The 22,181-nt window shown below is 60.6% G+C and carries 21 protein-coding genes and 1 pseudogene; 10 read left to right on the top strand and 12 right to left on the bottom strand.

Annotated elements, in window-relative coordinates:
• Nucleotides 1-72: 72 nt before the first annotated feature.
• From denD to ligD, 3 genes are all read right to left on the bottom strand, one after another.
• The gene (denD, locus tag GGD57_RS13865) at nucleotides 73-1,065 is read right to left on the bottom strand and encodes a D-erythronate dehydrogenase (protein ID WP_184470580.1); all 993 of its coding nucleotides are present in this window, start codon (nucleotides 1,063-1,065) and stop codon (nucleotides 73-75) included.
• A gap of 21 nt (nucleotides 1,066-1,086) precedes the next feature.
• Nucleotides 1,087-1,815: a FadR/GntR family transcriptional regulator gene (locus GGD57_RS13860; protein ID WP_184470578.1), complete on the bottom strand. Its 729-nt coding sequence runs from the start codon at nucleotides 1,813-1,815 to the stop codon at nucleotides 1,087-1,089.
• A gap of 159 nt (nucleotides 1,816-1,974) precedes the next feature.
• A complete protein-coding gene (gene ligD / locus GGD57_RS13855; RefSeq protein WP_184470576.1) occupies nucleotides 1,975-4,629 on the bottom strand; it encodes a DNA ligase D in 2,655 nt (884 codons plus the stop codon).
• A gap of 190 nt (nucleotides 4,630-4,819) precedes the next feature.
• On the opposite strand from ligD, the pseudogene GGD57_RS13850 reads away from it, so the two are divergent.
• Nucleotides 4,820-6,584 (top strand): annotated as a pseudogene (locus GGD57_RS13850) (SLC13 family permease).
• Nucleotides 6,585-6,653: 69 nt separating this feature from the next.
• Here GGD57_RS13850 and GGD57_RS13845 read toward each other — a convergent pair.
• Complete coding sequence (locus tag GGD57_RS13845) at nucleotides 6,654-6,893, bottom strand: hypothetical protein (protein WP_184470574.1); 240 nt, start codon at nucleotides 6,891-6,893, stop codon at nucleotides 6,654-6,656.
• Between the two features lie 138 nt (nucleotides 6,894-7,031).
• Between GGD57_RS13845 and GGD57_RS13840 the strand changes: the two genes are divergently transcribed.
• Both GGD57_RS13840 and GGD57_RS13835 read left to right on the top strand, forming a co-directional pair.
• Nucleotides 7,032-7,517 (top strand): DMT family transporter, encoded by a 486-nt coding sequence (locus tag GGD57_RS13840; protein ID WP_184470572.1) that lies wholly within the window; start codon nucleotides 7,032-7,034, stop codon nucleotides 7,515-7,517.
• The gene (locus GGD57_RS13835) at nucleotides 7,514-7,954 is read left to right on the top strand and encodes a DMT family transporter (RefSeq protein ID WP_184470570.1); all 441 of its coding nucleotides are present in this window, start codon (nucleotides 7,514-7,516) and stop codon (nucleotides 7,952-7,954) included. Before GGD57_RS13840 ends, GGD57_RS13835 begins: the two co-directional genes overlap by 4 nt.
• Before the next feature lie 22 nt (nucleotides 7,955-7,976).
• Here GGD57_RS13835 and GGD57_RS13830 read toward each other — a convergent pair whose 3' ends face one another.
• The 7 genes from GGD57_RS13830 to GGD57_RS29210 all read right to left on the bottom strand — a co-directional run bounded on the left by GGD57_RS13830 (nucleotide 7,977) and on the right by GGD57_RS29210 (nucleotide 13,346).
• A complete protein-coding gene (locus GGD57_RS13830; RefSeq protein WP_184470568.1) occupies nucleotides 7,977-8,195 on the bottom strand; it encodes a hypothetical protein in 219 nt (72 codons plus the stop codon).
• A gap of 324 nt (nucleotides 8,196-8,519) precedes the next feature.
• The gene (locus GGD57_RS13825; RefSeq protein ID WP_184470566.1) at nucleotides 8,520-8,900 is read right to left on the bottom strand and encodes a RidA family protein; all 381 of its coding nucleotides are present in this window, start codon (nucleotides 8,898-8,900) and stop codon (nucleotides 8,520-8,522) included.
• A gap of 51 nt (nucleotides 8,901-8,951) precedes the next feature.
• Nucleotides 8,952-9,755 (bottom strand): amino acid ABC transporter ATP-binding protein, encoded by an 804-nt coding sequence (locus GGD57_RS13820; protein WP_281423744.1) that lies wholly within the window; start codon nucleotides 9,753-9,755, stop codon nucleotides 8,952-8,954.
• Nucleotides 9,752-10,696 carry an amino acid ABC transporter permease gene (locus GGD57_RS13815; RefSeq protein WP_184470564.1) on the bottom strand — a complete coding sequence of 315 codons (945 nt, stop codon included), beginning with the start codon at nucleotides 10,694-10,696 and terminating at the stop codon, nucleotides 9,752-9,754. Before GGD57_RS13815 ends, GGD57_RS13820 begins: the two co-directional genes overlap by 4 nt.
• A gap of 105 nt (nucleotides 10,697-10,801) precedes the next feature.
• On the bottom strand, nucleotides 10,802-11,647 hold the full coding sequence (locus GGD57_RS13810; protein ID WP_184470562.1) for an ABC transporter substrate-binding protein: 846 nt from the start codon (nucleotides 11,645-11,647) through the stop codon (nucleotides 10,802-10,804).
• 278 nt (nucleotides 11,648-11,925) lie between these two features.
• Complete coding sequence (locus GGD57_RS13805; protein WP_184470560.1) at nucleotides 11,926-13,095, bottom strand: aminotransferase class V-fold PLP-dependent enzyme; 1,170 nt, start codon at nucleotides 13,093-13,095, stop codon at nucleotides 11,926-11,928.
• A 113-nt stretch (nucleotides 13,096-13,208) separates the two neighbouring features.
• Nucleotides 13,209-13,346, bottom strand: a complete 138-nt coding sequence (locus GGD57_RS29210) for a hypothetical protein (RefSeq protein ID WP_246713650.1) — start codon at nucleotides 13,344-13,346, stop codon at nucleotides 13,209-13,211.
• Between GGD57_RS29210 and GGD57_RS13800 the strand changes: the two genes are divergently transcribed.
• Nucleotides 13,281-14,189 carry a LysR family transcriptional regulator gene (locus GGD57_RS13800; RefSeq protein ID WP_432443361.1) on the top strand — a complete coding sequence of 303 codons (909 nt, stop codon included), beginning with the start codon at nucleotides 13,281-13,283 and terminating at the stop codon, nucleotides 14,187-14,189. The two genes, GGD57_RS29210 and GGD57_RS13800, sit on opposite strands and share 66 nt — an antisense overlap.
• 141 nt (nucleotides 14,190-14,330) lie before the next feature.
• Nucleotides 14,331-15,266 carry a DMT family transporter gene (locus GGD57_RS13795; protein ID WP_184470556.1) on the top strand — a complete coding sequence of 312 codons (936 nt, stop codon included), beginning with the start codon at nucleotides 14,331-14,333 and terminating at the stop codon, nucleotides 15,264-15,266.
• Between the two features lie 59 nt (nucleotides 15,267-15,325).
• Here GGD57_RS13795 and yghX read toward each other — a convergent pair whose 3' ends face one another.
• Nucleotides 15,326-16,213, bottom strand: coding sequence for a YghX family hydrolase (yghX, locus tag GGD57_RS13790; protein WP_184470554.1), 888 nt, complete (start codon nucleotides 16,211-16,213; stop codon nucleotides 15,326-15,328).
• A 297-nt stretch (nucleotides 16,214-16,510) separates the two neighbouring features.
• Here yghX and GGD57_RS13785 point away from each other — a divergent pair, with 297 nt between their 5' ends.
• The 5 genes from GGD57_RS13785 to GGD57_RS13765 all read left to right on the top strand — a co-directional run bounded on the left by GGD57_RS13785 (nucleotide 16,511) and on the right by GGD57_RS13765 (nucleotide 21,929).
• Entirely contained in the window at nucleotides 16,511-17,668 is a 1,158-nt protein-coding gene (locus GGD57_RS13785) for a Gfo/Idh/MocA family protein (RefSeq protein WP_184470552.1), read from the top strand.
• A 13-nt stretch (nucleotides 17,669-17,681) separates the two neighbouring features.
• On the top strand, nucleotides 17,682-18,566 hold the full coding sequence (locus tag GGD57_RS13780; RefSeq protein ID WP_184470550.1) for a carbohydrate ABC transporter permease: 885 nt from the start codon (nucleotides 17,682-17,684) through the stop codon (nucleotides 18,564-18,566).
• Nucleotides 18,563-19,420 (top strand): carbohydrate ABC transporter permease, encoded by an 858-nt coding sequence (locus GGD57_RS13775; RefSeq protein WP_184470548.1) that lies wholly within the window; start codon nucleotides 18,563-18,565, stop codon nucleotides 19,418-19,420. The genes GGD57_RS13780 and GGD57_RS13775 overlap by 4 nt, the downstream gene beginning before the upstream one ends.
• A 73-nt stretch (nucleotides 19,421-19,493) precedes the next feature.
• On the top strand, nucleotides 19,494-20,699 hold the full coding sequence (locus GGD57_RS13770) for an ABC transporter substrate-binding protein (RefSeq protein ID WP_184470851.1): 1,206 nt from the start codon (nucleotides 19,494-19,496) through the stop codon (nucleotides 20,697-20,699).
• Between the two features lie 96 nt (nucleotides 20,700-20,795).
• Nucleotides 20,796-21,929: an ABC transporter ATP-binding protein gene (locus GGD57_RS13765; protein WP_184470546.1), complete on the top strand. Its 1,134-nt coding sequence runs from the start codon at nucleotides 20,796-20,798 to the stop codon at nucleotides 21,927-21,929.
• Nucleotides 21,930-22,181: the final 252 nt, after the last annotated feature.

The raw sequence follows: 22,181 nt of genomic DNA, 5'->3' as shown, positions 1-22,181 counted from the left end.
CATCATCTCTCCCAAGTCCTTCAGCCACCGCAATCCCGCATCTGTAGGGGATGGGCCTCCTCCGTCCTCCCCTCAATCTCCTCGGGACGCACCCGGAGCGTCTTCGGCAAGATAGACCTCGATCAGCTCGTCGACGCTGGTTTCGGCGGTAAAACCCAGCTGTGTCGCACGTTCCGGCGTAAAGGATTTCGGCCATCCGGCGACGATCCCTTCGATGACCTCGTCGCGGCGACGGTCGATCAGTTCGGCGGCCTCCGGCCCGGCAACACGGCGCAGCGCATCGATCTGGTCGGCAACAGTGGCGGCAAGCCCCGGCATGGTCAGCGTACGGCGAACGCCGAGCGCCGATGTGTCGAGCGTCGCGGCGTGGATCAGAAAGCTGACGGCCGAGCGCGGGCTCGCCAGCCAGTGTTTGACCGTTTCCTCGACAGGAAGAACGGCCCGCTGGCCGGCGAGCGGTTCGCGAAGGATCCCGGAAAAGAAGCCCGATGCGGCGGCATTCGGCGCACCCGGCCGGATGACGATGGTCGGCAAGCGAATTCCGATGCCGTCAACGAAGCCGCGGCGCGAATAGTCGGCAAGCAGAAGCTCCGATATCGCCTTCTGCACGCCGTAACTGGTGAGCGGCGCCAGCACGTAGTCGTCGGGAATGGGATCGGGAAACGGCGAGCCATAGACGGCAATCGAGGAGGAGAAGACGAAACGCGGAACATAGGTCTCGCGCATGCCTTCCCGGCGGATCGCTTCCAGCAAGGCGCGCGTGCCGTCGAGGTTGACCCGATAGCCGAGTTCGAAATTGCGCTCGGCTTCGCCGGAAACGATCGCGGCGAGATGAAAGATCACATCGGCCCGGTAAGCCGCCAGCGTCTGCGCGCCGCCGCTTTCGGAAATATCGACGGCCAGGGCTTCCACCGGTGCGACGACGCCTGATGGCACCGGCGGGGTGGCGAGATCCGCAAGCGTCATGCGGGTGATGCGATGACCGTCGAGAGAACCGCTGCGCCCCAGTGTGGTGGCGAGCTTCCGGCCGACCATTCCTCCGGCGCCGATAATGAGAATATGCATCGTGTTTCGCCTCCCTGCGAGCTACGAGATCAGCAGCTTGGTTGTCGTATAAATACGGGTTTCGTGGATGGCGAAGGCCGCGGCCGCGGCCTCCGGGTCCCGCGTCTCCAGGCCGGCAAGGATCAGCCGATGATCGGCGATGCTCGTGGCGATCGTACCCGGCTGCGATACGACGCGCCTTCGGTGGCTGAGAAGATAGGAATAAAGGTCGGCGGCCATGTCGGCCAGCACCGCATTGCCGCTGGAACGGTAGATGGCGGTGTGAAATTCGCGGTCGCAGATCAGAAAGCGGACGGGATCGTCGCAGGCGGCTTCCTGCGCTGCGATCGATTTGCGGAGATAATCGAGGGTCGCCGGCTCCATCTTGACGGTAGCCGCCCTGACGACCTGCGCTTCGATCAGCAGCCGCGCCTCATGCACATTGTCGAGACTGTAGGCCGCAATGTCGCGATACCGCGCCGTCTGCACCGCCAACTCCCCGACATCCTCCGACGCCACGACCGTCCGCGTTCCCTGGGCAACCGAGAGAATTCCATGGGTGGACAGGATCAGGATCGCGCCGCGAACGGTCTCGCGGCTGACGGAGAGCGCGGAGGCCAGCTCCCGCTCGCTGGGCAAGGGATCGCCTGTTTTGAGGATACCGGTGGCGATGAAAGTCACAATCTTCTGAACGACGAAGTCTTTCATGGACTTCTTCGGCGCTCCCCCAAGCGTCGCAACATCGTCTTCGAGCATCGCCCGAACGTCCATGGCCATCCCTCCCCCGAGGTCTACTGGTCCGGTTAGTGGGCCAGTAGACCTGAGGGGCAGGAGATTGTCAACGCCTGGTGTCCGCGATCCACTCCGCTGTTATTTGGAGCAGTTTGAGGAAGGGCAAGATCGGCCGGTTGAGAAAAATCACCCGCATGCTCAGGCCGCCTTGGAGGCCTTGCCGAGGCGTTTGATCGCCTGCTCCAGCGGGCGCTGGCCATCGCGGTAATCCTCCCAGGCCGGCGATTTCGACAGCAGTGCCGGCACGGTGCGGATGGTGAAGCGTCTGGGGTCCAGATCCGATTTGACCTCAGTCCAGGTCAGCGGCATCGAGACGGTGGCGCCCGGCCGGGCGCGTGGCGACAAGGGCGCCACGGCAGTCGCCATCCGGTCGTTGCGGAGATAGTCGAGGAAGATGCGGCCGTTTCTCAGGCTCTTGGTCATCTTGATCAGATAGAGATCGGGATTTTCGCGGGCCATCTGCTGGCAGACGTCGTGCGCGAAGCTCTTCGCCTCGGCCCAGGAAAGCGGCTTGCGTTTGTTGATGGCAAGCGGCGTGACGACGTGCAGGCCCTTGCCGCCTGTCGTCTTGCAGAAGCTGACGAGACCCAGCGCGTCGAGACGATCGTGCATTTCTCGGGCGGCGGAAACGACTGTCGAAAACGGCACGTCAGGGCCGGGGTCGAGGTCGAACACCAGCCGTCCCGGCACCTCCGGCCTATGCGGTTGGCAATTCCAGGGATGCAGTTCGACGGCGCCGATCTGCGCGACCGCGGCCAGTCCCTCGATCCGGTCGATCTGCAGATAGGGCTTCTTGTCGCCGAAGACTTTGACCAGTTCGAGAAGGTTCGAGGTGCCGAGCATCGCATGGCGCTGGAAGAACTGCTCGCCGCCGATCCCGTCGGGCGCACGGATGATCGAACAGGGGCGCCCCTCGATGTGCGGGATGATCCACGTTCCGACGGCTTCATAGTAGCGGGCCAGATCTTCCTTGGTCACCGGCTTGCCGTCATTGGCATCCGGCCACAGCGGCTTGTCCGGATTGGAGATAAATACGCCCATGACTTCGGCTTTGGCGCCCTTCCGGCGGGCGGGCCCGGCCTTCGTCTTCGCCTTCACCGCCGCCGGCTCCGGCACCTCGGTCTCGGCGGGCTTGGCCGGCCGTTCGGCCTTGACCTCCCTCGCCGGCTTGTCCTCGCGCAGGCCCTTGAACGCCGCCTGGCGGACGATGCCGTCGGCAGTCCAGCCGGCGAACTCGATTTCCGCCACCAGCTTGGGCTTCACCCAGGTGACCGCGGCCTCCTTCTTCGGCGCGCCGATGCCGGTGAAGGGCGATTTCGCCGTCTCCAGCGCTTCCAACTTCGGCAGCAGCGTCTCCACTTTCTTCGCGCCATATCCCGTGCCGACGCGGCCGACATAGACGAAGTGATCGCCGCGATAGACGCCGACCAGCAGCGAGCGGAATCTGCCGTTGGTCCTGGCATAGGCGCCGATCACCACTTCGTGGCCGGCGCGGCATTTCGATTTCGCCCAGCTATCGGTGCGGCCGGATTGATAGGGAGCGTCGGCCTGTTTGGAGACGATGCCTTCCAGGGAGAGCTTGCAGGCGGAGCGAAACACCGCATCGCCGCCGGTCTCGAAATGCTCGACGAAACGCAATCGAGGGTCGCTGCCGGCATCCGACAGCAGGTTTTGCAGCCGCGCCTTGCGATCGACCAGAGGCAGGGATCGCAGGTCCTCGCCGCCGTCATAAAGAAGGTCGAAGGCGAAATAGACGAGATCGACCGTCTTGCCTTCCGAAATGGCCGCCTGCAGGGCTGCGAAATCCGGTGCGCCATGATCGTCGAGAGCGCAGATCTCGCCGTCGATGATGGCGTCGGGCAGCGCCGATGCCGCCTCGGCGATCTCCGGATATTTGCCGGTCCAGTCGAGCCCTTTCCTTGTCTTCAGCGTCACCTCGCCCTCGAGCGTGCGCATCTGGATACGGTAGCCGTCGAACTTGATTTCGTGCAGCCAGCCGGTGCCGGGAGGCGGCCGCTCCAGGGTCTGGCAAAGCTGCGGTACGATGAAGTCCGGAAGATCGACCCTTGCCGCCTTCTTCGGTCGTCTTCCCGCCCGGGCGTCCTCTTTTCTCTCTTCGGCGGCCAGCCCGTGATTGCTGTCCCAGACGGCATCGGCTTTGATATCGCCGCCCTTGATCATGAACGGTTTCGGCTTGCGGCCCTTGCCGGCGGCGATCGCCTCCATCGTCCGGCCGGAGGCGACGGAGGTGTCGTTGTCTTCCAGGATCGCTTCGCCATTTTCGTCGACCGAGAAGGCGTCGTGATGTTTGATCAGCAGCCAGTTGGTTCGCTTGCCGCCGTCGCGATCATTGCGCATGCGCACCAGCACGAAGCTGCCGTGCAGCCGTTCGCCTTCCAGGATGAATTTGAAGTCGCCCTTGGCAAGCGCCTGCTCCGGGCTTTTCTTGCCCTCCGGCTCCCAATAGCCGCGGTCCCACAACATCACCGTGCCGCCGCCATACTGGCCTTTGGGGATGGTGCCTTCGAAGTCGCCATAATCGAGCGGGTGGTCCTCGACCTCGACGGCCAGCCGCTTGTCGTGCGGATCAAGCGATGGGCCTTTGGTGACAGCCCAGGATTTGAAGACCCCGTCGAGTTCGAGCCGCAGGTCGTAATGCAGCCGGGTGGCGTCATGTTTCTGGATGACGAAGCGACGGCGATTGCTGTGCGCGATCTGCCTGTCGCCGCTCGGCTCCGCCGTCTTTTGAAAGTCGCGCTTCGATCGATATGTCGAAAGGTTGTCGCTGGCCATGGTCGTTTCCGAAACAGCATCCAAAGCACGGAATGCCGGCCGGCGGCCGGAAGTTCCATGATGGCCTTCTCCAGCTCAAATATTGGCAACAAGTGCATTTATGCCAGGTCAGGCGTCATCGAAAAAATTCTCCGGCTCACCGCATCGTTCTGACGTGTCAAACGTTAATTGCTACCACAGGGATGCAAACATGCGCGTTGATCAATGGCTTTCTCTTCTCGTCATCGCGCTCATGATGGGCGCCTTCGTATGGGGGCGTTATCGATACGATATCGTCGCCGTCAGTTCCCTTCTCGTGGCAATCATCGTCGGCATCGTGCCTGCCAAGACCGCCTTTTCCGGTTTTGCCGATGACATCGTCATCATCGTCGGCAGCGCGCTGATCGTCAGTGCGGCAATCTCCAGGTCGGGGATCATGGATCTCGCATTGCAGATTTTCTCCGGAAAGGCGCGGGCCGCGAATGCAGCTGATCATTCTGGTTGCCATCGTCGCGGCGCTCTCGGCTTTCGTCAAAAATATCGGCGCGCTGGCGATCATGATCCCGGTTGCGGTGCAGATGGCGCGAAAATCCCGCGTATCTCCGTCGATGTTCCTGATGCCGATGTCTTTCGCCTCTCTGCTCGGAGGGCTTATGACGCAGATCGGCACATCGCCGAATATCATCGTTTCCCGGGTGCGGGAGGAGATCACCGGGCAGCCGTTCACGATGTTCGACTATACGCCTGTCGGCCTGACGCTCGCGGTCACAGGCGTCGTCTTTCTGGGGCTGTTCTACAAGCTGCTTCCAGAGAGATCGCGGATAGAGACGTCGATGGACGAGGCGGTGGCGATCAAGAATTACACGACCGAAGCCAAGGTCACCGCGCCATCGGCGGCGATCGGCCGGTCCGTCAGCTGGCTGCAGAAACCGGCCGGCGGCGATGCGATGGTGACTGCGATTATCGGCGGCGGCGGCCGGAGACGAACGCCGCTGCCCGATACCGTGCTGAAGGACGGCGACCTTCTGATCATCGAGGGAGAGCAAAGCGCCCTCGACAAGATCGTCAGCGAAGCCAGGCTGCAATTGTCCGATCGCAAACACGAGCCCGAGATCCGCCGGGACCTCAGTTCCGTCGAAGCGATCGTCGGCGAACATTCCCGCTTGATCGGCGTCAGCGCAAAAGACGTCGCCCTCTTCCACAATACCGGTCTCAATCTTCTTGCCGTCAGTCGCCGTGACAGGCGCTTCACCGAGCGTCTCGGCGAGATCAAGATCCGCAACGGTGACGTGGTGGTCCTGCAGGGCGACTTGCAGAAGCTCCCGGATCTTCTACGCGAATGGGGGTGCCTGCCGCTGGTCGAACGCGATCTGAAGCTCGGCAATGCCCGCAACGGCGTGATCCCGGTCATCATCCTGGCGGCGACGATGGCGGCGACAGCCTTCGGCGGCATTCCGGTCGCGACGGCATTTTTTGCCGCCGCCTTTCTGATGGTGGTGACGGGATCCGTTCCCTTGCGCGAAGTCTATCACCACCTCGATGCGCCCATTCTGATCATGCTGGCGGCTCTCATCCCGATCAGTGACTCGCTCAGAACCACAGGCACCACGGAGATCATCGCCGACCTCCTCTCGCGCACCGCCGAAATGCTCCCGCCCTTCGGCGCTCTGGCATTGATCCTGGTGGCGGCCATGGCCGTGACGCCGTTTTTGAACAATGCGGCCACCGTTCTGGTCATGGCGCCGATCGCTGCGACCTTTGCCGCCAAGCTCGGCTTCCGGCCCGATGCGTTTCTGATGGCGGTGGCGATCGGCGCCGGCTGCGATTTCCTCACGCCCATCGGCCACCAGTGCAACACGCTGGTGATGGGGCCGGGCGGATATCGCTTTGGCGACTATGCGCGACTGGGCCTGCCGCTTTCGCTCATCGTCGTGCTGGTCAGCGTGCCGGTCCTGCTGATTGTCTGGCCGATCTAATGTTCTTCTTTCGAAATGCCCGATCTTGGGGCCAGTTCAGGCTGCGCCATCGGCGCAGCCTGGGCAGCGTTACTTCCACTGCGTCCCGTCGGCGGCGGCGCAGCCGTAAGGCGGCAGCGAACCGGCAAAGGTGCTTTTCAGCTTGGCGCAGCCCCAGCTGTTGAGCGGGCCAGGCATGGCGCTGTTCAGCGTGATGCCGATTTCATCATAGGGGCTGTCGGTATTGGTGATATAGCGATACCAGCGGAAACCGGTAAAAACGACGACAGCGAGCGCGATGACCAGCAGCAGGCGAATCAGTTTTTTCATATTATTTCCTTTAAGTGCAAACGCCGCCGTTTAGCATTCCGATGTCGAAGCTGAAAGCTCCAGCCAGGTGCAGGATGCGCGGCGTCATGGCGGCAATTTGAAAATATAGGCGCAATCGATTCTCTGACGGGATCTGCAATGACCATCGAAGCAGGACGCAATTCGCATCCCATTCATTTCATCGGAGCTTTTGCGACAGGCGGGCTGCTGACCTTCATGGTGCATCTGAACGGGGAGCTGGCGCGCTACGGCAATCCTCTGTTCTCATCCTGGACCGCTCACGGCACCGGCATCATCGCTGCCGTCATTCTTCTCCTGGTGCTCCGCGGCCGACGTGCCCCGATGGCCGAAAAAAACGCCGGCGCGCCTTGGTGGGCCTATCTCGGCGGGGTATCCGGCGCCGCGACGGTCATTCTGACCTCGACCGCGGTCAACTCGCCGCTCGGTCTCTCCGGCACCTTGGCCCTGGGGCTGGCGGGCCAGGTCGCCTTCAGCGTCGCCGCCGACAGTTGGGGACTGTTCGGCCTGCCGAAGCGGCGCCCGGATATACAAGACATCGCCGCGCTCGGCCTTGTCGTCACCGGCGGTGCGCTCATCATCCTGTTCGGGCGAGGTGCGGCGTGACGGTATTCATTCTCCTGGCTTGCCTGGGCGGCGTGCTCGTCGGCCTCAGCCGTCAGCTCAATGGGCGGTTGAGCATATCCACCACGCCGCTGATCGCATCCTTCTGGAACCACGCCGTCGGCTTTGCCGTCCTCACCTGCCTTGGTCTCTTTGTCGGAGGTCTGCTTCCCGCAGGTGCTGCCGAGGCGCCCTGGTATGCCTATTTGGGCGGTTCCATCGGCGTTGTCTTCGTGGCGGCCGGCAGTTGGGCGATCGCGCGCATCGGCGCGGTCAATTCGGCGCTGCTGATCATCGGCGGCCAGATGGTAACGGGGGTGGCGTTTGATTATGCCAGCGCCGTTCCAACCTCGTTTTGGGCGAACGCGACCGGAATTATTCTGATCATCGGCGGAATGATGCTCAGCCGGAGACGCCGCAAAGCCGGCGGCTCGCAATAACAGCGCTGCGCATGCCGAGCGGCTAGTTCGTGCGTCCAAGCGTGGAAAGCGCGTCCTGCAGCCTGAGCGCCGCAAGTGCTTCGGTCGCCTCATCGGGAGGCCATCCCGCTTCGAGCGCCGCTGCGAGAACCAGCGATTCCATCTGAAGCTCGAGCTTCTCATAAAGCGGCTCGATCGCCTCGCGCGCTGTCACAAGGTGCTGGTCGGGGGGAGTAATGGGTGTGGCGGCAACCCTGGGCATGAAATGCTCCTCCTTTAAACGCTAAGGTTCGAAACCAATGACGGACATGCTTGTTCCGTTCAGATCGCTGTTGGCCCTGGAAAAATTACAATGAGGCCACGTATCCTTGTCGCCCGACCTCGGTCCTTCGTGGGGCCGTCTTTGGTGTCGGAGCAATCCTTCGCGCGATGTGAAAAGCACGCGAAAAATGATGATAACACAGATGACGAAATTTCAACTACCTCAGAAATGAAGGCGGGGCGGGAAATCCTCCCGCCCCGTCGGTCACTCAAGCAATGGCCTGCCAATGAGAGATAGTCGGAAAATGACGTTGGCGTCTCTACGTCACGGCTTCAAAGCCACGATAGCCTCGATTTCGACCAGAGCACCTTTTGGAAGAGCGGCGACCTGGTAACAGGCTCGCGCTGGAAACGGATCGCTGAAATAGCCGGCGTAGACCTCATTCACTGCGGCAAACTCCGTCAGATCGGTCAGCAGGACCGTGGTTTTCACCACCCGTGTCATATCTGCGCCGGAAGCCTCCGCAATGGCCTTCAGGTTCTCCAGGCATTGGCGCGCCTGCTCCGCCGACGTTGTTCCGGATATATTTCCAGTTCCGGGATCCAGCGGAAGCTGACCCGAGATGAAGAGAAAGCCGTTGTGGATGATCCCCTGAGAATAGGGCCCAATGGCTTTCGGAGCGTTTGCTGTTTCGATCTTCTGCATGTTTCTCTGTCCCTAAAGCTTTGAAGATGCGCCAAGCAAGGCGCACCGGTGTCAGCGTACTCTCGACAAGAACTCCCGTGTGCGGGCGGATTTGGGATTGGCAATCATCTCCCGAGGCTCTCCGGTTTCAACGACCACACCACCGTCCATGAAGATGAGCTGGTCGGCAACGTCGCGTGCAAAACCGATCTCATGAGTGACCACCACCATGGTCATGCCGCTGGTGGCCAGATCCTTCATGACCGCCAGCACTTCGCCGACGAGTTCGGGATCGAGTGCTGACGTCGGCTCATCGAACAGGAGAACTTTCGGTTTCATGGCCAATGCGCGCGCGATTGCGACGCGCTGCTGCTGTCCACCCGAAAGGCTTCGAGGATAGGATCCCGCCTTTTCGTTGAGGCCAACCCGATCGAGAAGCTGGAGTGCGTGTTTCCTCGCACTGACAAAGTCCTCCCGGCGAACCCGTGTCGGGGCTTCCATCAGGTTCTCCAGCACAGTCATATGAGGGAAGAGATTGAACTGCTGGAAAACCATGCCGATTTCCGCGCGGCGCTGGCAAATCGCCGCAGCAGGCAGTTCGTACAGCCGGTCGCCTTCCAGCCGATAGCCAACGAAATTGCCGTCCACCAACAGAAGACCGCCGTTGATCTCTTCCAGGTGATTGATGCATCTCAGGAAGGTGCTTTTGCCGGAGCCCGACGGACCGATGATGCAGGCAACCGATCCCGCAGGAACCTGCAGGTCGACGCCCTTCAGAACTTCGAGGCTGCCAAACGACTTTCGGATACCAGATGCATGCACCATGATATTCTGGGCAACTCCGAATTTTGCCCGATGTGAAACGAGTGCGTTCATGCTGCGAGCTCCCGATGACGAAAGTTGAATGCAGACTTGAGGAAAGCGCCGAGGAAGGACTTCTGAAGGGGCTGCTCATCTCTCGAGAAATGCTGCTCGAGGTGATACTGACCGAAGGTCAATATGGAAACGATGATCAGATACCAACAGGTCACCACCAACAGCAACGGCATGGTTTCGAACGTTCTCGCGTAAATCGACTGGGCGGAATACAGTAGTTCCTGCACCGCAACGACGCTGACGAGCGATGTCATTTTCAGAAGGTTGATGGCCTCATTGCCCGTCGGCGGAATAATGATCCGCATGGCTTGGGGAAGGACGATGCGCCGCGTGAGCTGGCTCGGCGTCATTCCCAGCGAAATAGCCGCTTCCGTCTGGCCCTTCGCTACGGCCTTGAGCCCGCCCCGGATGATTTCTGCCATGTACCCGGATTCATGCAGCGACAGCGCCACAACGGCTGCGGTTATCGGCGTCATGATGTCGTTCATGGATACGGAAAAAACCGTCCCTACGCCCGGAATCCGTAGGGAAACGGTCTTGAAAATCAGGGACAGATTGTACCACAGGATGATCTGGACGAGCGCGGGAGCGCCCCGGAAGAGCCAGATATAGGCGCGCGCCGGCACGGAAAGCAGCTTGCTCGGAGACAGCATCATCAGCGCGACAGCAGTCCCGAGCACCACCGCGCAAAGCATGATGACGACGGTCAACAGCAGCGTTGTCTTAACACCGTCGACAATGACGGGGTCGAACATATAGCGCCCGACGACCGGCCACTGCAGGTTCGGATTTTCATAGAATGCGTAGCCCACGCCCGCCAATCCCAGCGCGACAAGGCTGATGGCTGCGACGCGCAGCGGGTGCCGCAGAGGGACAACCTTCAGGCTGCCGGGGGCGATTTGCGTGGAGTGCTGGATACTCGTCGCCAGGATTTTAGACATGATGGTCGGTCCTTGTCCGCAACGAACCGGTTGAACACCGGTTCGGTTCGTGAATTTCGGCAAGAGTCGCGGGCGCCCTTTGAGCAAGGCACCCGCTGATCGTGGTCACTGCGGGAGCTGATCTGCGCTGGAAATCACGTCTGCTTGCTGAACAGCTGCCGGTCCCATCTCGTACTTGGCCAGGACCTTGGCATATGTGCCGTTGTCCATCAGGTGTTGCAGAACCTTCTGCAGCATCTCGGCTGTCTTGGGGTCGTCCTTGGGAATGGCGATGCCGAGCGGCAGCGGGAAGTATTCGCCAGGAGCGACCACCATCGCACCCTTCGTGGTGCCGACATAATAGAGCGCGGCGGTCGTATCGTCGAAATAGCCATCGACCCTGCCGGACAGGACCGCCTGGATGATGTTCTGCTGCTGGGGATAGAGAGACTTCTCGATCTCCGGCTTGCCGGCCGCTTTGCAATCGGTGCTCAGCTTGTCGGCAGCGAAGTCCCCCGAGGAACCATTATGCACGGCGACTTTGGCGCCACACAAATCGTCCTTCGACTTGAAACGCGAAGCTTTGTCGGCCGGCGTCACGAGAACAATGCCGGACTTCAGAAAGGTGACGAAGTTGACGATCTTCAGCCGTTCGGGCGTGGCGGTAAACGTGCTCCACGCAATCTTGCCGCGGCCGGCGGTGATGCTCGGAAAGATCGACGGGAAAGGCGTCGTGACGATATCCAGCTTTGCGCCCAGAGCCTCTGCCGCGGCTTGAGCCAATTCGATGTCCAGGCCATCAGGTTTTCCGCTCTTGTCGAGAAACTCGAAGGGGGCGTAGTCCATCGTGCTGAGGATCGTCAGCTTCCCGGTTGAGGTGACGTCGTCGCTTTTCGGCAGATCGGCGGCCCAGGCAGCATTGGCTGCGGCAATTCCTCCGAGAACGAGCGCATTGCAGAGTATTTTTGACATTTCGGCTTCCCCTTTTTTGGTTTGCTGGGAAATAATTGCGCGGGGTAGCTGAATTAGTCAAATTGATGTTCATCATATAAAATATGCGCTGAATTCATTATGATGCAGCTTAAGCGCTCGCGAATTCAGCAGGGGCGCGGCTTGCCGAGACTGCCTCTCATCTCCTTGAAATAATTCATCATTGGTCGGGACGAAGTTTGTTCGCCAGATACGGTCAACATAGAAAGGCCCCGCAACGGCGTGCGGAGCCTTTCCAATTTTACCCGATAGACTGTCGCCTATAGAGAGGCGGCTTGATGCCTGGTCGTTTGGCTTTCGGTCGCGGCCATGACCGAGATGATCTCCTCCATCTCGGCCGCGGTGTTGTAATAGTGCGGAGATATTCTGATCGCTTCGCTTCGAACGCTTGCATAGACGCGTTGAGCCGTCAGCGCCGAATGCATGTCGACGGCGCCGATGCCCGGTTTCCGCAGCAGCGTGATACCCGAACGCGAGCGTTGCTCGAACCGATGAACAGGTTCGATTCCGTGACGCAGTGCGGTTTCGCAGAGAAGCTCATTCAAACTCAGAACCCTGTTCTCGATCCAGTCGATGCCGAGCTCGTCGATCTGGGCGAGGCGCTCGGCGAGCCCGAGGATTCCGGAGCCGTTCGGCGTTCCCGGCTCGAACCGTCGCGCGTCGGGCAGGAAGTCGAGCTCCCGGTGAAACGCAAACGGATCGTTGACGCTGAGCCACCCGACGACCGCCGGCGTGATTTCGCCGAGCGCCCGCTCCGAGAAGGTTGCAAAGCCGATGCCGCGGGGGCCCATAAGCCACTTATGCGCACTGACGACGAGGACGTCGACGCCGGCGGCGCCGACATCCAGGCTGATGGCGCCGATCGACTGCGTGCCGTCGACAACCAGCAGGGCGCCGGCATCGGAACACAGCTCCGCTAACGCGGCGACATCAGCTCTAAAACCGCTGAAAAACTGGACATGGCTCAGCGCGACGACACGGGTGCGGCTGTCGATCGCCGGTCTGATCTGATCCGGATCCAGCCGCCCGTCGTGTGAGGATATCAGGCGGACATCGACGCCCTTTGCGGCCAGCTGAATCCAGCAGAGATAGTTCGAGGGAAACTCCTGTGCGCAGACGACGAGGTTGTCGCCGGGACGCCAATCGATCCCCAGAGCCACCAGCGAGAGACCGTGGGAGGTGTTTTGCACATAGGCAACGTTTTTCGATGCCGAGCCGACGAGTTTCGCCGCCAGCTCGCGACCCTTGTCGAAATAGGGTTTGGAAACCTGCTTTGCGTCGCGGAGCTGCTCTGCGATGATCGTATCGTAATGTTGAGCGGCGATGCGAACGCGCGTCGGAACCGGCGTCACAGCGGCATTGTCGACATAGATCTTATTCTCCAGATACGCGATGTCGCTGCGCACCTCGTTTAATTTTTCATCGTCCATAGCTGCAACTTTCGTTTTCTCGATTCAGAGGGCGTCTCATCGCTGTCGGGAATTGTAGGTGCCGATGGTGGATGAGGCAAATTCGATGTGATAATGAGGAAAATGAATCTGGCTCATTCCGGGGAGAGGATCGGATGAACTTCAGCGCGATCGATCTCAATCTCCTGCGTGTGTTCGACGTGCTCATGCGGGAAGGCAATGTCACGCTGGCGGCCGAGCGCCTGGGGCGGACGCAGTCTGCGGTCAGCCATTCGCTCGGCAAGCTGCGCGAGCTGTTCAAGGACAAATTATTCGTGCGTGACGGCGGTTCGATGAAGCCGACGCCGCGCGCCGTCGAATTGTCTGCCGAAATTTCCGATGCGCTCGCCAGCATCAGAGCCACGATCGATCGCTATCAGCTGTTCGCACCGGACCAAACGCGGCGTGTTTTTCGGGTTGGGCTGATCGACTATCACGGAGCGATGGTCATTCCGGAACTGATCCGGCATTTTCGCGCAGAAGCTCCTCACGCGACCCTCAATATCATCCCGACCTCGAAGGAGGAGGCCGGGCGGCTGGTGCTGACGAGAAAACTGGATTGCGCCATCATCCTCAATTTCGACCAGGACGACCAGAACCTGCTGCTGTCCGAAATCGGGCGCGACGAACTGATGTGCGCGATATGGAGCGGCAGCCCGCTGCTGAGCCAAGCTCTCACGCTCGAACGTTATCTGGCGGCCACGCATATTCAGATTTCTGCCGATGGCATGTCCGAAGGCCTGGCCGACAAAACGCTTCGCGAAATGGGATTGCACCGAAATGTCGCGGCGAAAATCCCGAGTTATCTGGTGATCCCCTGGGTGTTGCGGGGAACCGACCTGATCACCCATTGTGCCGACAGCATTCTCCTAAATCTTGATGAGAAAAGCGAAGTGAGCCTGCTGAAAGCTCCCATTGCGCTGCCCTCGATGCCGATCTCGCTCCTTATCCATAAGCAAATGGCGAGCGATCCGGCGACGACCTGGCTGGTGCGGCTTATCGAGGAGATCTATGCGGACCGGCAAAGACGCAAGGAGGCGGCACGCGCCGCCAGCCCTTTCGTCAAACGGGATTGAATACTTCGCCGTATCGCTTGCGGGCTTATGAGTGCCTCGCATTTTTCGTATGAAGAGATCGAATTTGTTTCATGCCGGCGACGACGCTATAGGGGCGCTGGCTTTCGATGATTTGCCGACCTCCAACCGTGACCAGCCTATATGAAACTCGATCGAACCATCGGCGTCAGTATCTTTCTCCTAGTCGCTTTCGCACTTTGCCGGGGCAGCGCCTACAGCCTCACCACGGTTGCCTTCACCGCTTTGTCGACCGGTACGGTCGCGTTCCTGCGGTTTGCGATCGGGGCGTTGGCGCTGCTCGGCTGGGCCGCCTTCTCGGTCCGGGGTTGGCGCTGGATCAAACGCGACTGGAAGCCGATTCTGGTCTTTGCCCTGATCGGAAATTCCGTGCCGTTCGGTCTTATGACCCTCGGCCAGCAGACCGTTCCGAGTGGCCTGGCATCAGTGATGATGGCGCTCACGCCGATGTTCTCCGCGATCATTGCGCATCTCTCCCTACCGGATGAAAAGCTGAACGCGCGCGCGATCCTCGGCGTGGGTGTAGGCTTTGCGGGTGTCTTCGCGATCGTCTATGCCCGCGGCAAGATCAATCTAGACGCAGGCATGTTATACGGCTTGGGCGCGTTGACGCTGGCGGCAATCTGCATCGCCATCACCATCGTCTCCGTTCGCTTTTTTCGCCCGACGAACCAGTTGGGAACTGCGACGCTGAGCCTTGTCGTTGCGGCCGTGACGCTCGTGCCGTTCGTCGACTTTTCCGATTTCCAGAAGCCCGTGCCGCTAGACGTGATTTACGCCTGTATTGCGCTCGGCGTTGTCGGCACCGCATTGGGTTGGCTGTCCCTGCTTGCCTTGTCGAAGCGCGCGAGTGCCGCGTTCTCGTCGACAGTCAACTATCTCATTCCGATCGTCGGAATGGCGATCGGTGCGATCTTTCTCAATGAAACGCTCTATTGGACCGACGCAGTGGCGCTTGCGCTGATTATCGGCGGTACGACGCTGGTGAAGGCTGGTCCCGTTGCTCCGGCAACGAGCAAGGGGCCTGCCGAAGAGGCGGACGCTGCGATCAAGGCATAGGCTCTCGATGCGGCAGGAGGGCGGGCCATGCCCGCCCGATCGTTCAAGCCATGGCCTTCTCAGGCAAGGTATTTCGTGAACCAGTCGACCGTTCGCTGCCAGGCGAGCTTGGCGGCCGCCTCGTCGTAGCGCGGCGTCGAATCATTGTGGAAGCCGTGATTGACGTCGGGATAGATATAGGCCTCGTAGGTTTTTCCGGACGCTTTCAGCGCGGCCTCATAGGCCGGCCAGCCTTCGTTGATGCCCTTGTCCAGCCCGGCATAGTGGAGAAGCAAGGGCGCCTTGATCTTCGGCACGTCCTCGGCGCGCGGCTGCCTACCATAGAACGGCACGGCGGCGGCAAGCTCGGGATAGGCCACCGCCGCGGCATTGGCGACGCCGCCGCCATAGCAGAAGCCTGTGATGCCGACCTTGCCGGTGGTCAGCTCGCTCTTCATCAGAAACTCGACGGCCGCGAAGAAGTCGTTCATCAGCTTCTCCGGATCGACCTTCTGCTGCAGTTCCCTGCCCTTTTCGTCGTTGCCGGGGTAACCGCCGACCGAAGTCAATCCATCAGGCGCCAGGGCGATGAAACCAGCCTTTGCCACGCGCCGCGCCACATCCTCGATATAGGGGTTGAGGCCCCTGTTCTCGTGAACGACCACCACGGCCGCGACCTTGCCGGCTGCCTTTGCGGGGCGGACGAGATAGGCGCGGACATCGCCGTTTCCTTTCGGCGAGGGATAGGTGATGTATTCGGCCGATATGTCGGGATCAGTGAATTCGACCTGGGTCGCCAGCGCATAATCGGGGCTGAGCGAGGCCAGAATGGCAGCCGCCGTCACGCCGCCGACGGCGAATTTGGCGGCCCGGTCGAGAAACTCGCGCTTGGTGATTCTCCCATGCGCGTAGTAATCATAGAGTTCGAGAAGTTCCTGCGGGAAATCCTTGGCTGTCATGCGGGTCATGATGGCTCCTCCTGGCCTCGGGTTCTCGGATCATCCTACACACGTAAACTCGCGGTTCTTTTCAACATTTCGCGAGATGAGCGTGAGGCCCGATTTCGCCTCCCGCCTCAGCCGCGTGCGGGCGTTTCCATGCTGCAATCGACGTCCGGTTGGCTGTTGCGCGCAAACGGCAGCCGCCTACCGATCTATGAAAATTAATTTCATACTCATGCTGTGAGGCCCGTTTTCTATTGACGCCCCTCGTTTTTTGTCCCAACTTAAAGAAAATAAATTACCTAAATTGGGAACCTGATCGGCATGAAAGTGGGAATCATCGGGCTCGGATTCCGGCTCGGCTATCTCGGCTATGTCTTTAAAGCGATCGATAGCAGCTTCGACATCGTCGGCTATGTGGATCCGGAACCTGCCGGGCTTCCCGGATTGACCGAAAAGGGAATTTCGGTCGGCAAGGCCTATGGCTCGCCGGAAGAGTTGCTCGCCTCCGAAAAGCTCGATCTCCTGATGATCGGCTCCCCCAATCATATGCATCTCGGCCATATCAGGCTCGGGCTCCAGGCCGGTCTCAAGGTCTTCTGCGAAAAGCCGATCGTCACGACGATCGCCGAAAGCATCGAGCTTGCCCATCTGATGGCGAAGTTCGGCCATGAGCGGCTGATGGTCGGCCTGGTGCTGCGTTACTCGCCTCTCTACAAGGATCTGCGCGCCATCCAGGCCGAGGGCAAGCTCGGCCAGATCGTCTCGATCGAGGCTTCCGAACATATCGAGCCCTATCACGGCGCCTTCTTCATGCGCGACTGGCGCCGCTACGAGCGTTATTCCGGCAGCTTCATGCTGGAGAAATGCTGCCACGACCTCGACCTTTATAATGGCGTCGTCGGCGCGCGGCCAGAGCGGGTGGCGAGTTTCGGCGGCCGCAAGAGCTTCACTCCGGCCAACGACCCGGCGCGCGAGGGCATCAACGATCTCGAGATGTTCCATCGCAAGCCGAGCGGCTGGATGGGCTCGGACAAGGTCTTCGACAGCGATGCCGATATCATCGATTATCAGGTGGCGATCGTCGAATATGAAAATGGCGTCGGCATGAACTTCCACACCAATCTGAACGTGCCCGACCAGTTCCGCCGTTTCGCCATCATGGGCTCGCGCGGCATGGCCGAGGGCGATTTCGTGCGCGGCTATCTCGATGTGCACGAGCAGCTGACCGGCAACAAGGTGGTCGAAAACAAATATGCCGCGACCGAACTCTCCCAGCATTACGGCGCCGACGAACAGATGGCGAGCGATCTCTTGGAAAGCGTGCGCACCGGCCTCGAACTTCCGGTTTCCACGCTGAATGCGCTCGAAGCCGGCATTCTGGCGCTGGCGATGGACGAAGCGAGGATGAAGAAAACGGTCATCGATCTCAGACCCATCTGGGACCGCTTCGACGAAGCCCTTCACGCAAGAGCGGCTTGAGGACGGCGGCAAGATGAGTGTTCAAAGAAGCGCCTTCATCTTCGCCTGGATCCTCCTTCTTCCGGCCGTCCTCTACGTTCTCGCCATCGTCGCCTATCCCCTCGTCGATACCTTCATTCTCTCCTTCACCGACGCGTCGCTGAAGAAGACCACCAATTGGGTCGGCTGGGTCAATTACGAGAAGATCTTCAACGCCACCTTTGCCGAGGTCATTCTCCGCACCTTCGTGTGGACCTTCTTCTCCGTTGCTCTCAAAATGGTGATCGGCACCTTCGGCGCATGCATGCTGAATGCCGCCGTGCCCGGCCGCTCGCTGTTCCGGCTGTTGACCATGCCGCCCTGGATCGTGCCGATGGCGATCGGCATCTTCATGTGGGGCTGGATGTATAACGGCCAGTTCGGGATGATCTCGGGCCTGCTGCAGCGCTTCGGCCTCGTCGACGGCCCGGTCGCTTTCCTTGCCTACGGAAGCACCGCCTTCTGGGCGACGATCGTCACCGATGTCTGGATCGGCGTGCCGCTGGTGACGATCTATTTCCTGGCGGCGATCCAATCCATTCCGAAGGATCTCTACGAGGCCGCCTGGACCGACGGCGCCGGCCGCTGGTACCGCTTCCGCCGCATCACCCTGCCGCTGATGGTGCCGGCCATCATCACCATGTCGATGCTGTCGCTGATCGCCACCTTCAACTCGTTCGACATCATCTGGATCCTGACGCAGGGCGGGCCGAGCGGCGAGACCACGACGATGATCATCGACACCTATCACACCGCGATCGGCTCGAAGAAATACGGCGAAGGGGCGGCGCGTGCCGTTCTGATCTGCATCTTCCTGTCGCTCTTCTGCTTTGCCTATTTCCGCGTCACCCGCCGCCTCAACCCGGAGAAGCGCGCATGAGCAGCCCCGCGATGATCGACCGTTACCGCTGGTGGGAAATCATCCTGATCTATTGCGGCATCGCCCTGTTTCTTTTTTTCGTGCTGGCGCCCTTCTTCGAAGGTTTCATGGTGTCGCTGAAGCCGCTCAGCCAGCTCTTCTCCTCGCCCTACCGCTTCTGGCCTGAGAATGGCTCGTTCGAAGCCTACCGGACGATGTGGATCAGCGTGCCGGGTTTCGGGCGCTATATCTTCAACTCCTTCTTCATCTCGATCATCGTCACGCTGATCGTGCTCTGCCTGGTCATTCCGGCGGCCTATGCCTTCGCCAAATTCGAATTCAAGGGCATGGGCATCCTGCTCGGCGCCTTCCTGACGGTGAACATGTTCTCCGGCGCCGTGCTGCTCATCCCGCTCTTCCGGCTGATGCGCAGCATGGGCGTGCTCAACACCTATCTCGCCATGATCGTGCCGGGCGTCGCCTTCCTGATCCCTTCGGCGATCTGGCTGCTGCGCACCTACATGATCCGCATTCCGCAGGAGCTCAACGAAGCCGCCTATATGGATGGCGCCAGCCATTTCTACACGCTGCGCCGGGTCATCCTGCCCATTGCGATGCCGGGGATCATCGTCGTCGCCATCACCACCTTCATCGGCGCCTACGCCCAGCAATTCATCTTCGCGCTGACCTTCAACTCGAAGACCGAATACATGCCCCTGCCGGTGGGTCTCTTTGCTTACTTCGGCAAGCAGGAGGTCATCTGGAACGAACTGATGGCGGCCTCCTTCGTCGGCATCGCGCCGGCGATGGTCGTCATCTTCTTCCTTCAGCGCTACCTTGTCGGCGGGCTGACCGCCGGTGCGGTGAAACAATAAGAGCAAAAAACGAGTGAACAGCTAACACAAGAACGGGAGTCACGACGTGAGCATAACAATTAAGACAGGCCTTATGGCGCTCGCTTTGCTCGGTTCGACGGCATTGACCGCGGTCCATGCCCAGGCGGCCGACAAGGAAATCAGCTGGATCTATTGCGGCGACACGATCGACCCGGTCCACACCAAATACATCAAGCAGTGGGAAGAAAAGAACGCCGGCTGGAAGGTCGCCCCCGAAGTCGTCGGCTGGGCGCAGTGCCAGGACAAGGCAACGACGCTGGCGGCTGCCGGCACGCCGGTTGCCATGGCCTATGTCGGCTCGCGCACGCTGAAGGAGTTCGCGCAGAACGACCTCATCGTCCCGGTGCCGATGACCGATGACGAGAAGAAGACCTATTACCCCCACATCGTCGATACGGTGACCTTCGAGGGCAACCAGTGGGGCGTTCCGATCGCCTTCTCCACCAAGGCGCTCTACTGGAACAAGGATCTCTTCAAGCAGGCCGGCCTCGATCCCGAGAAGCCGCCGAAGACCTGGGCCGAAGAAATCGAGATGGCCAAGACCATCAAGGAAAAGACCGGCATTCCCGGCTTCGGTCTCTCCGCCAAGACCTTCGACAACACCATGCACCAGTTCATGCACTGGGTTTACACCAATAACGGTGCGGTGACGGATGCCGACGGCAAGGTGACGCTCGACAGCCCCGAGATCCTCGCCGCGCTGAAGGCCTATAAGGACATCGTCCCCTACTCCGAAGAAGGCCCGACCGCCTACGAGCAGAACGAAGTGCGCGCCATCTTCCTCGACGGCAAGGTCGCCATGATCCAGGCAGGGTCTGGTGCTGCCGACCGCCTGAAGAAGACGCAGATCAGCTGGGGCATCACGACGCTGCCGCTCGGCCCCAACGCCAAGGGCCCCGGCACGCTTCTGATCACCGACAGCCTGGCGATCTTCAAGGGCTCCGGTGTCGAGGACAAGGCGACCGAATTCGCCAAGTTCATCACCTCGCCGGAGGTTCAGTCGGAATACGAGCTTCAGGGCGGCGCCGGCCTCACCCCGCTGCGTCCTTCCGCCAAGGTCGACGAATTCGTCGCCAAGGATCCCTATTGGAAGCCGCTCATCGACGGCATCAGCTATGGTGGCCCGGAACCGCTCTTCACCGATTACAAGGGCTTCCAGAATTCGATGATCGAAATGATCCAGTCGGTGGTGACGGGCAAGGCCGAGCCGGAAGCCGCGCTGAAGAAGGCTGCCGGCGAAATCGAAGCCTTCAAGTAACCCCCTTGAGGCTTTTTGGGGTCGCGGCGGGATGGCCGCGGCCCCTCCCCTATGACGATCGAATGTGCGACGAAGGCCGCCGGCGGAGACAGATTTTTGGGACAGCTCCTTCTCAACAAAGTTCAGAAATTCTACGGCGACTACGAAGTTCTGAAGGGCGTGCAGCTCGATGTGAAGAACGGCGAGTTCGTCGTCTTCGTCGGCCCGTCCGGCTGCGGCAAGTCCACCCTGCTGCGGATGATCGCCGGTCTCGATGCGACGACGGCAGGCGACATCGTCATCGACGGTATCAGGGTCAACGATCTGCCGCCGGTCAAGCGCGGCATCGCCATGGTGTTCCAGTCCTACGCGCTCTATCCGCATATGACCGTCTTCGAAAACATCGCCTTTCCGCTTCGCGTCGAGAAGATGGAGGAGACAAAGCTCAAGGCCAAGGTCGAAAATGCGGCGCGCATCCTGCACCTCGAACAACGCCTGCAGCAGAAACCCGGCATGCTCTCCGGCGGCCAGCGCCAGCGCGTCGCGATCGGCCGCGCTATCGTGCGCGAACCGAAGATTTTTCTGTTCGACGAGCCGCTCTCCAACCTCGACGCGGCGCTGCGCTCCGATATGCGCATCGAGCTGGCCAAGCTGCACAGGGCGTTGAAGGCGACGATGATCTATGTGACGCACGACCAGGTCGAGGCGATGACCATGGCCGACCGTATCGTCGTGCTCGACGCCGGCAACATCTCCCAGACCGGCGCGCCGCTGGAGCTTTATCACAAGCCCGCCAATCAGTTCGTCGCCGGCTTCATCGGCAATCCGAAAATGAATTTCCTGCCCGTCACCTGCAAGGGCGTCGGCGCCCATGGCGTCGAGGTCGAGTATCACGGCCAGACCGCCGTTCTGCCGGTGACGCCGCGCGACGGCATATCAGGCAAGACCCTGACGCTCGGCATCCGCCCGGAGCATATCCAGCTCAACGGCGGTGATATCGTCTTCACCGTGACGCCGACCGTCATCGAACGCCTCGGCGCCAATACCGTCGCTTACGCCTCACTCAACGGCGAGGCCGAAAATTTCTGCGCCATGCTCCCCGGCAGCGTCGGTATCCGCGCGGATGCGCCCGTTTCGACCGGCATCAATGCCGCGGATTGCCATCTCTTTGACGAGGCCGGCATTGCCTTTGAGCGGCGCGTCGAATTGACAGAGATCGATATGAATGTGATCAATCCGACGGCGGCGTGAGCCGCTTGGCTCAGTGGCGGCGATTTGTCCCGCCAGGGGCGGTTCCGGGGCGGAATGACACGCTAAGCATTACGACTGCTTGCCCGCAGAAGTTCGGGCTGTTTTTCACGCCACGGATCCGGGTTCCCGCAAGACCAAGACCAGATACTTGGACACTTGCTCAACAGGCCTTGGGGTGGCGGTATTCTACCTGCCTTCACTTATGCTCCAGGTCGCGGCGGGCGGCATGCGGAGCAAATATTTCTGGCGCAT

The organism is Rhizobium esperanzae, from assembly GCF_014197615.1.
GTDB classification, from domain to species: domain Bacteria; phylum Pseudomonadota; class Alphaproteobacteria; order Rhizobiales; family Rhizobiaceae; genus Rhizobium; species Rhizobium esperanzae_A.
Note: the sequence above shows the minus strand (reverse complement) of the source record. Positions and strands in the feature narration are given on the sequence as shown.

What these genes read in the sequence shown, in the direction of transcription:
- denD (WP_184470580.1), bottom strand. Translation starts at nt 1,065, where the DNA reads ATGCATATTCTCATTATCGGCGCCGGAGGAATGGTCGGCCGGAAGCTC.
- GGD57_RS13860 (WP_184470578.1), bottom strand. Translation starts at nt 1,815, where the DNA reads ATGGACGTTCGGGCGATGCTCGAAGACGATGTTGCGACGCTTGGGGGA.
- ligD (WP_184470576.1), bottom strand. Translation starts at nt 4,629, where the DNA reads ATGGCCAGCGACAACCTTTCGACATATCGATCGAAGCGCGACTTTCAA.
- GGD57_RS13845 (WP_184470574.1), bottom strand. Translation starts at nt 6,893, where the DNA reads ATGAAAAAACTGATTCGCCTGCTGCTGGTCATCGCGCTCGCTGTCGTC.
- GGD57_RS13840 (WP_184470572.1), top strand. Translation starts at nt 7,032, where the DNA reads ATGACCATCGAAGCAGGACGCAATTCGCATCCCATTCATTTCATCGGA.
- GGD57_RS13830 (WP_184470568.1), bottom strand. Translation starts at nt 8,195, where the DNA reads ATGCCCAGGGTTGCCGCCACACCCATTACTCCCCCCGACCAGCACCTT.
- GGD57_RS13825 (WP_184470566.1), bottom strand. Translation starts at nt 8,900, where the DNA reads ATGCAGAAGATCGAAACAGCAAACGCTCCGAAAGCCATTGGGCCCTAT.
- GGD57_RS13820 (WP_281423744.1), bottom strand. Translation starts at nt 9,755, where the DNA reads ATGAACGCACTCGTTTCACATCGGGCAAAATTCGGAGTTGCCCAGAAT.
- GGD57_RS13815 (WP_184470564.1), bottom strand. Translation starts at nt 10,696, where the DNA reads ATGTCTAAAATCCTGGCGACGAGTATCCAGCACTCCACGCAAATCGCC.
- GGD57_RS13810 (WP_184470562.1), bottom strand. Translation starts at nt 11,647, where the DNA reads ATGTCAAAAATACTCTGCAATGCGCTCGTTCTCGGAGGAATTGCCGCA.
- GGD57_RS13805 (WP_184470560.1), bottom strand. Translation starts at nt 13,095, where the DNA reads ATGGACGATGAAAAATTAAACGAGGTGCGCAGCGACATCGCGTATCTG.
- GGD57_RS13800 (WP_432443361.1), top strand. Translation starts at nt 13,281, where the DNA reads ATGCGGGAAGGCAATGTCACGCTGGCGGCCGAGCGCCTGGGGCGGACG.
- GGD57_RS29210 (WP_246713650.1), bottom strand. Translation starts at nt 13,346, where the DNA reads ATGGCTGACCGCAGACTGCGTCCGCCCCAGGCGCTCGGCCGCCAGCGT.
- GGD57_RS13795 (WP_184470556.1), top strand. Translation starts at nt 14,331, where the DNA reads ATGAAACTCGATCGAACCATCGGCGTCAGTATCTTTCTCCTAGTCGCT.
- yghX (WP_184470554.1), bottom strand. Translation starts at nt 16,213, where the DNA reads ATGACCCGCATGACAGCCAAGGATTTCCCGCAGGAACTTCTCGAACTC.
- GGD57_RS13785 (WP_184470552.1), top strand. Translation starts at nt 16,511, where the DNA reads ATGAAAGTGGGAATCATCGGGCTCGGATTCCGGCTCGGCTATCTCGGC.
- GGD57_RS13780 (WP_184470550.1), top strand. Translation starts at nt 17,682, where the DNA reads ATGAGTGTTCAAAGAAGCGCCTTCATCTTCGCCTGGATCCTCCTTCTT.
- GGD57_RS13775 (WP_184470548.1), top strand. Translation starts at nt 18,563, where the DNA reads ATGAGCAGCCCCGCGATGATCGACCGTTACCGCTGGTGGGAAATCATC.
- GGD57_RS13770 (WP_184470851.1), top strand. Translation starts at nt 19,494, where the DNA reads ATGGCGCTCGCTTTGCTCGGTTCGACGGCATTGACCGCGGTCCATGCC.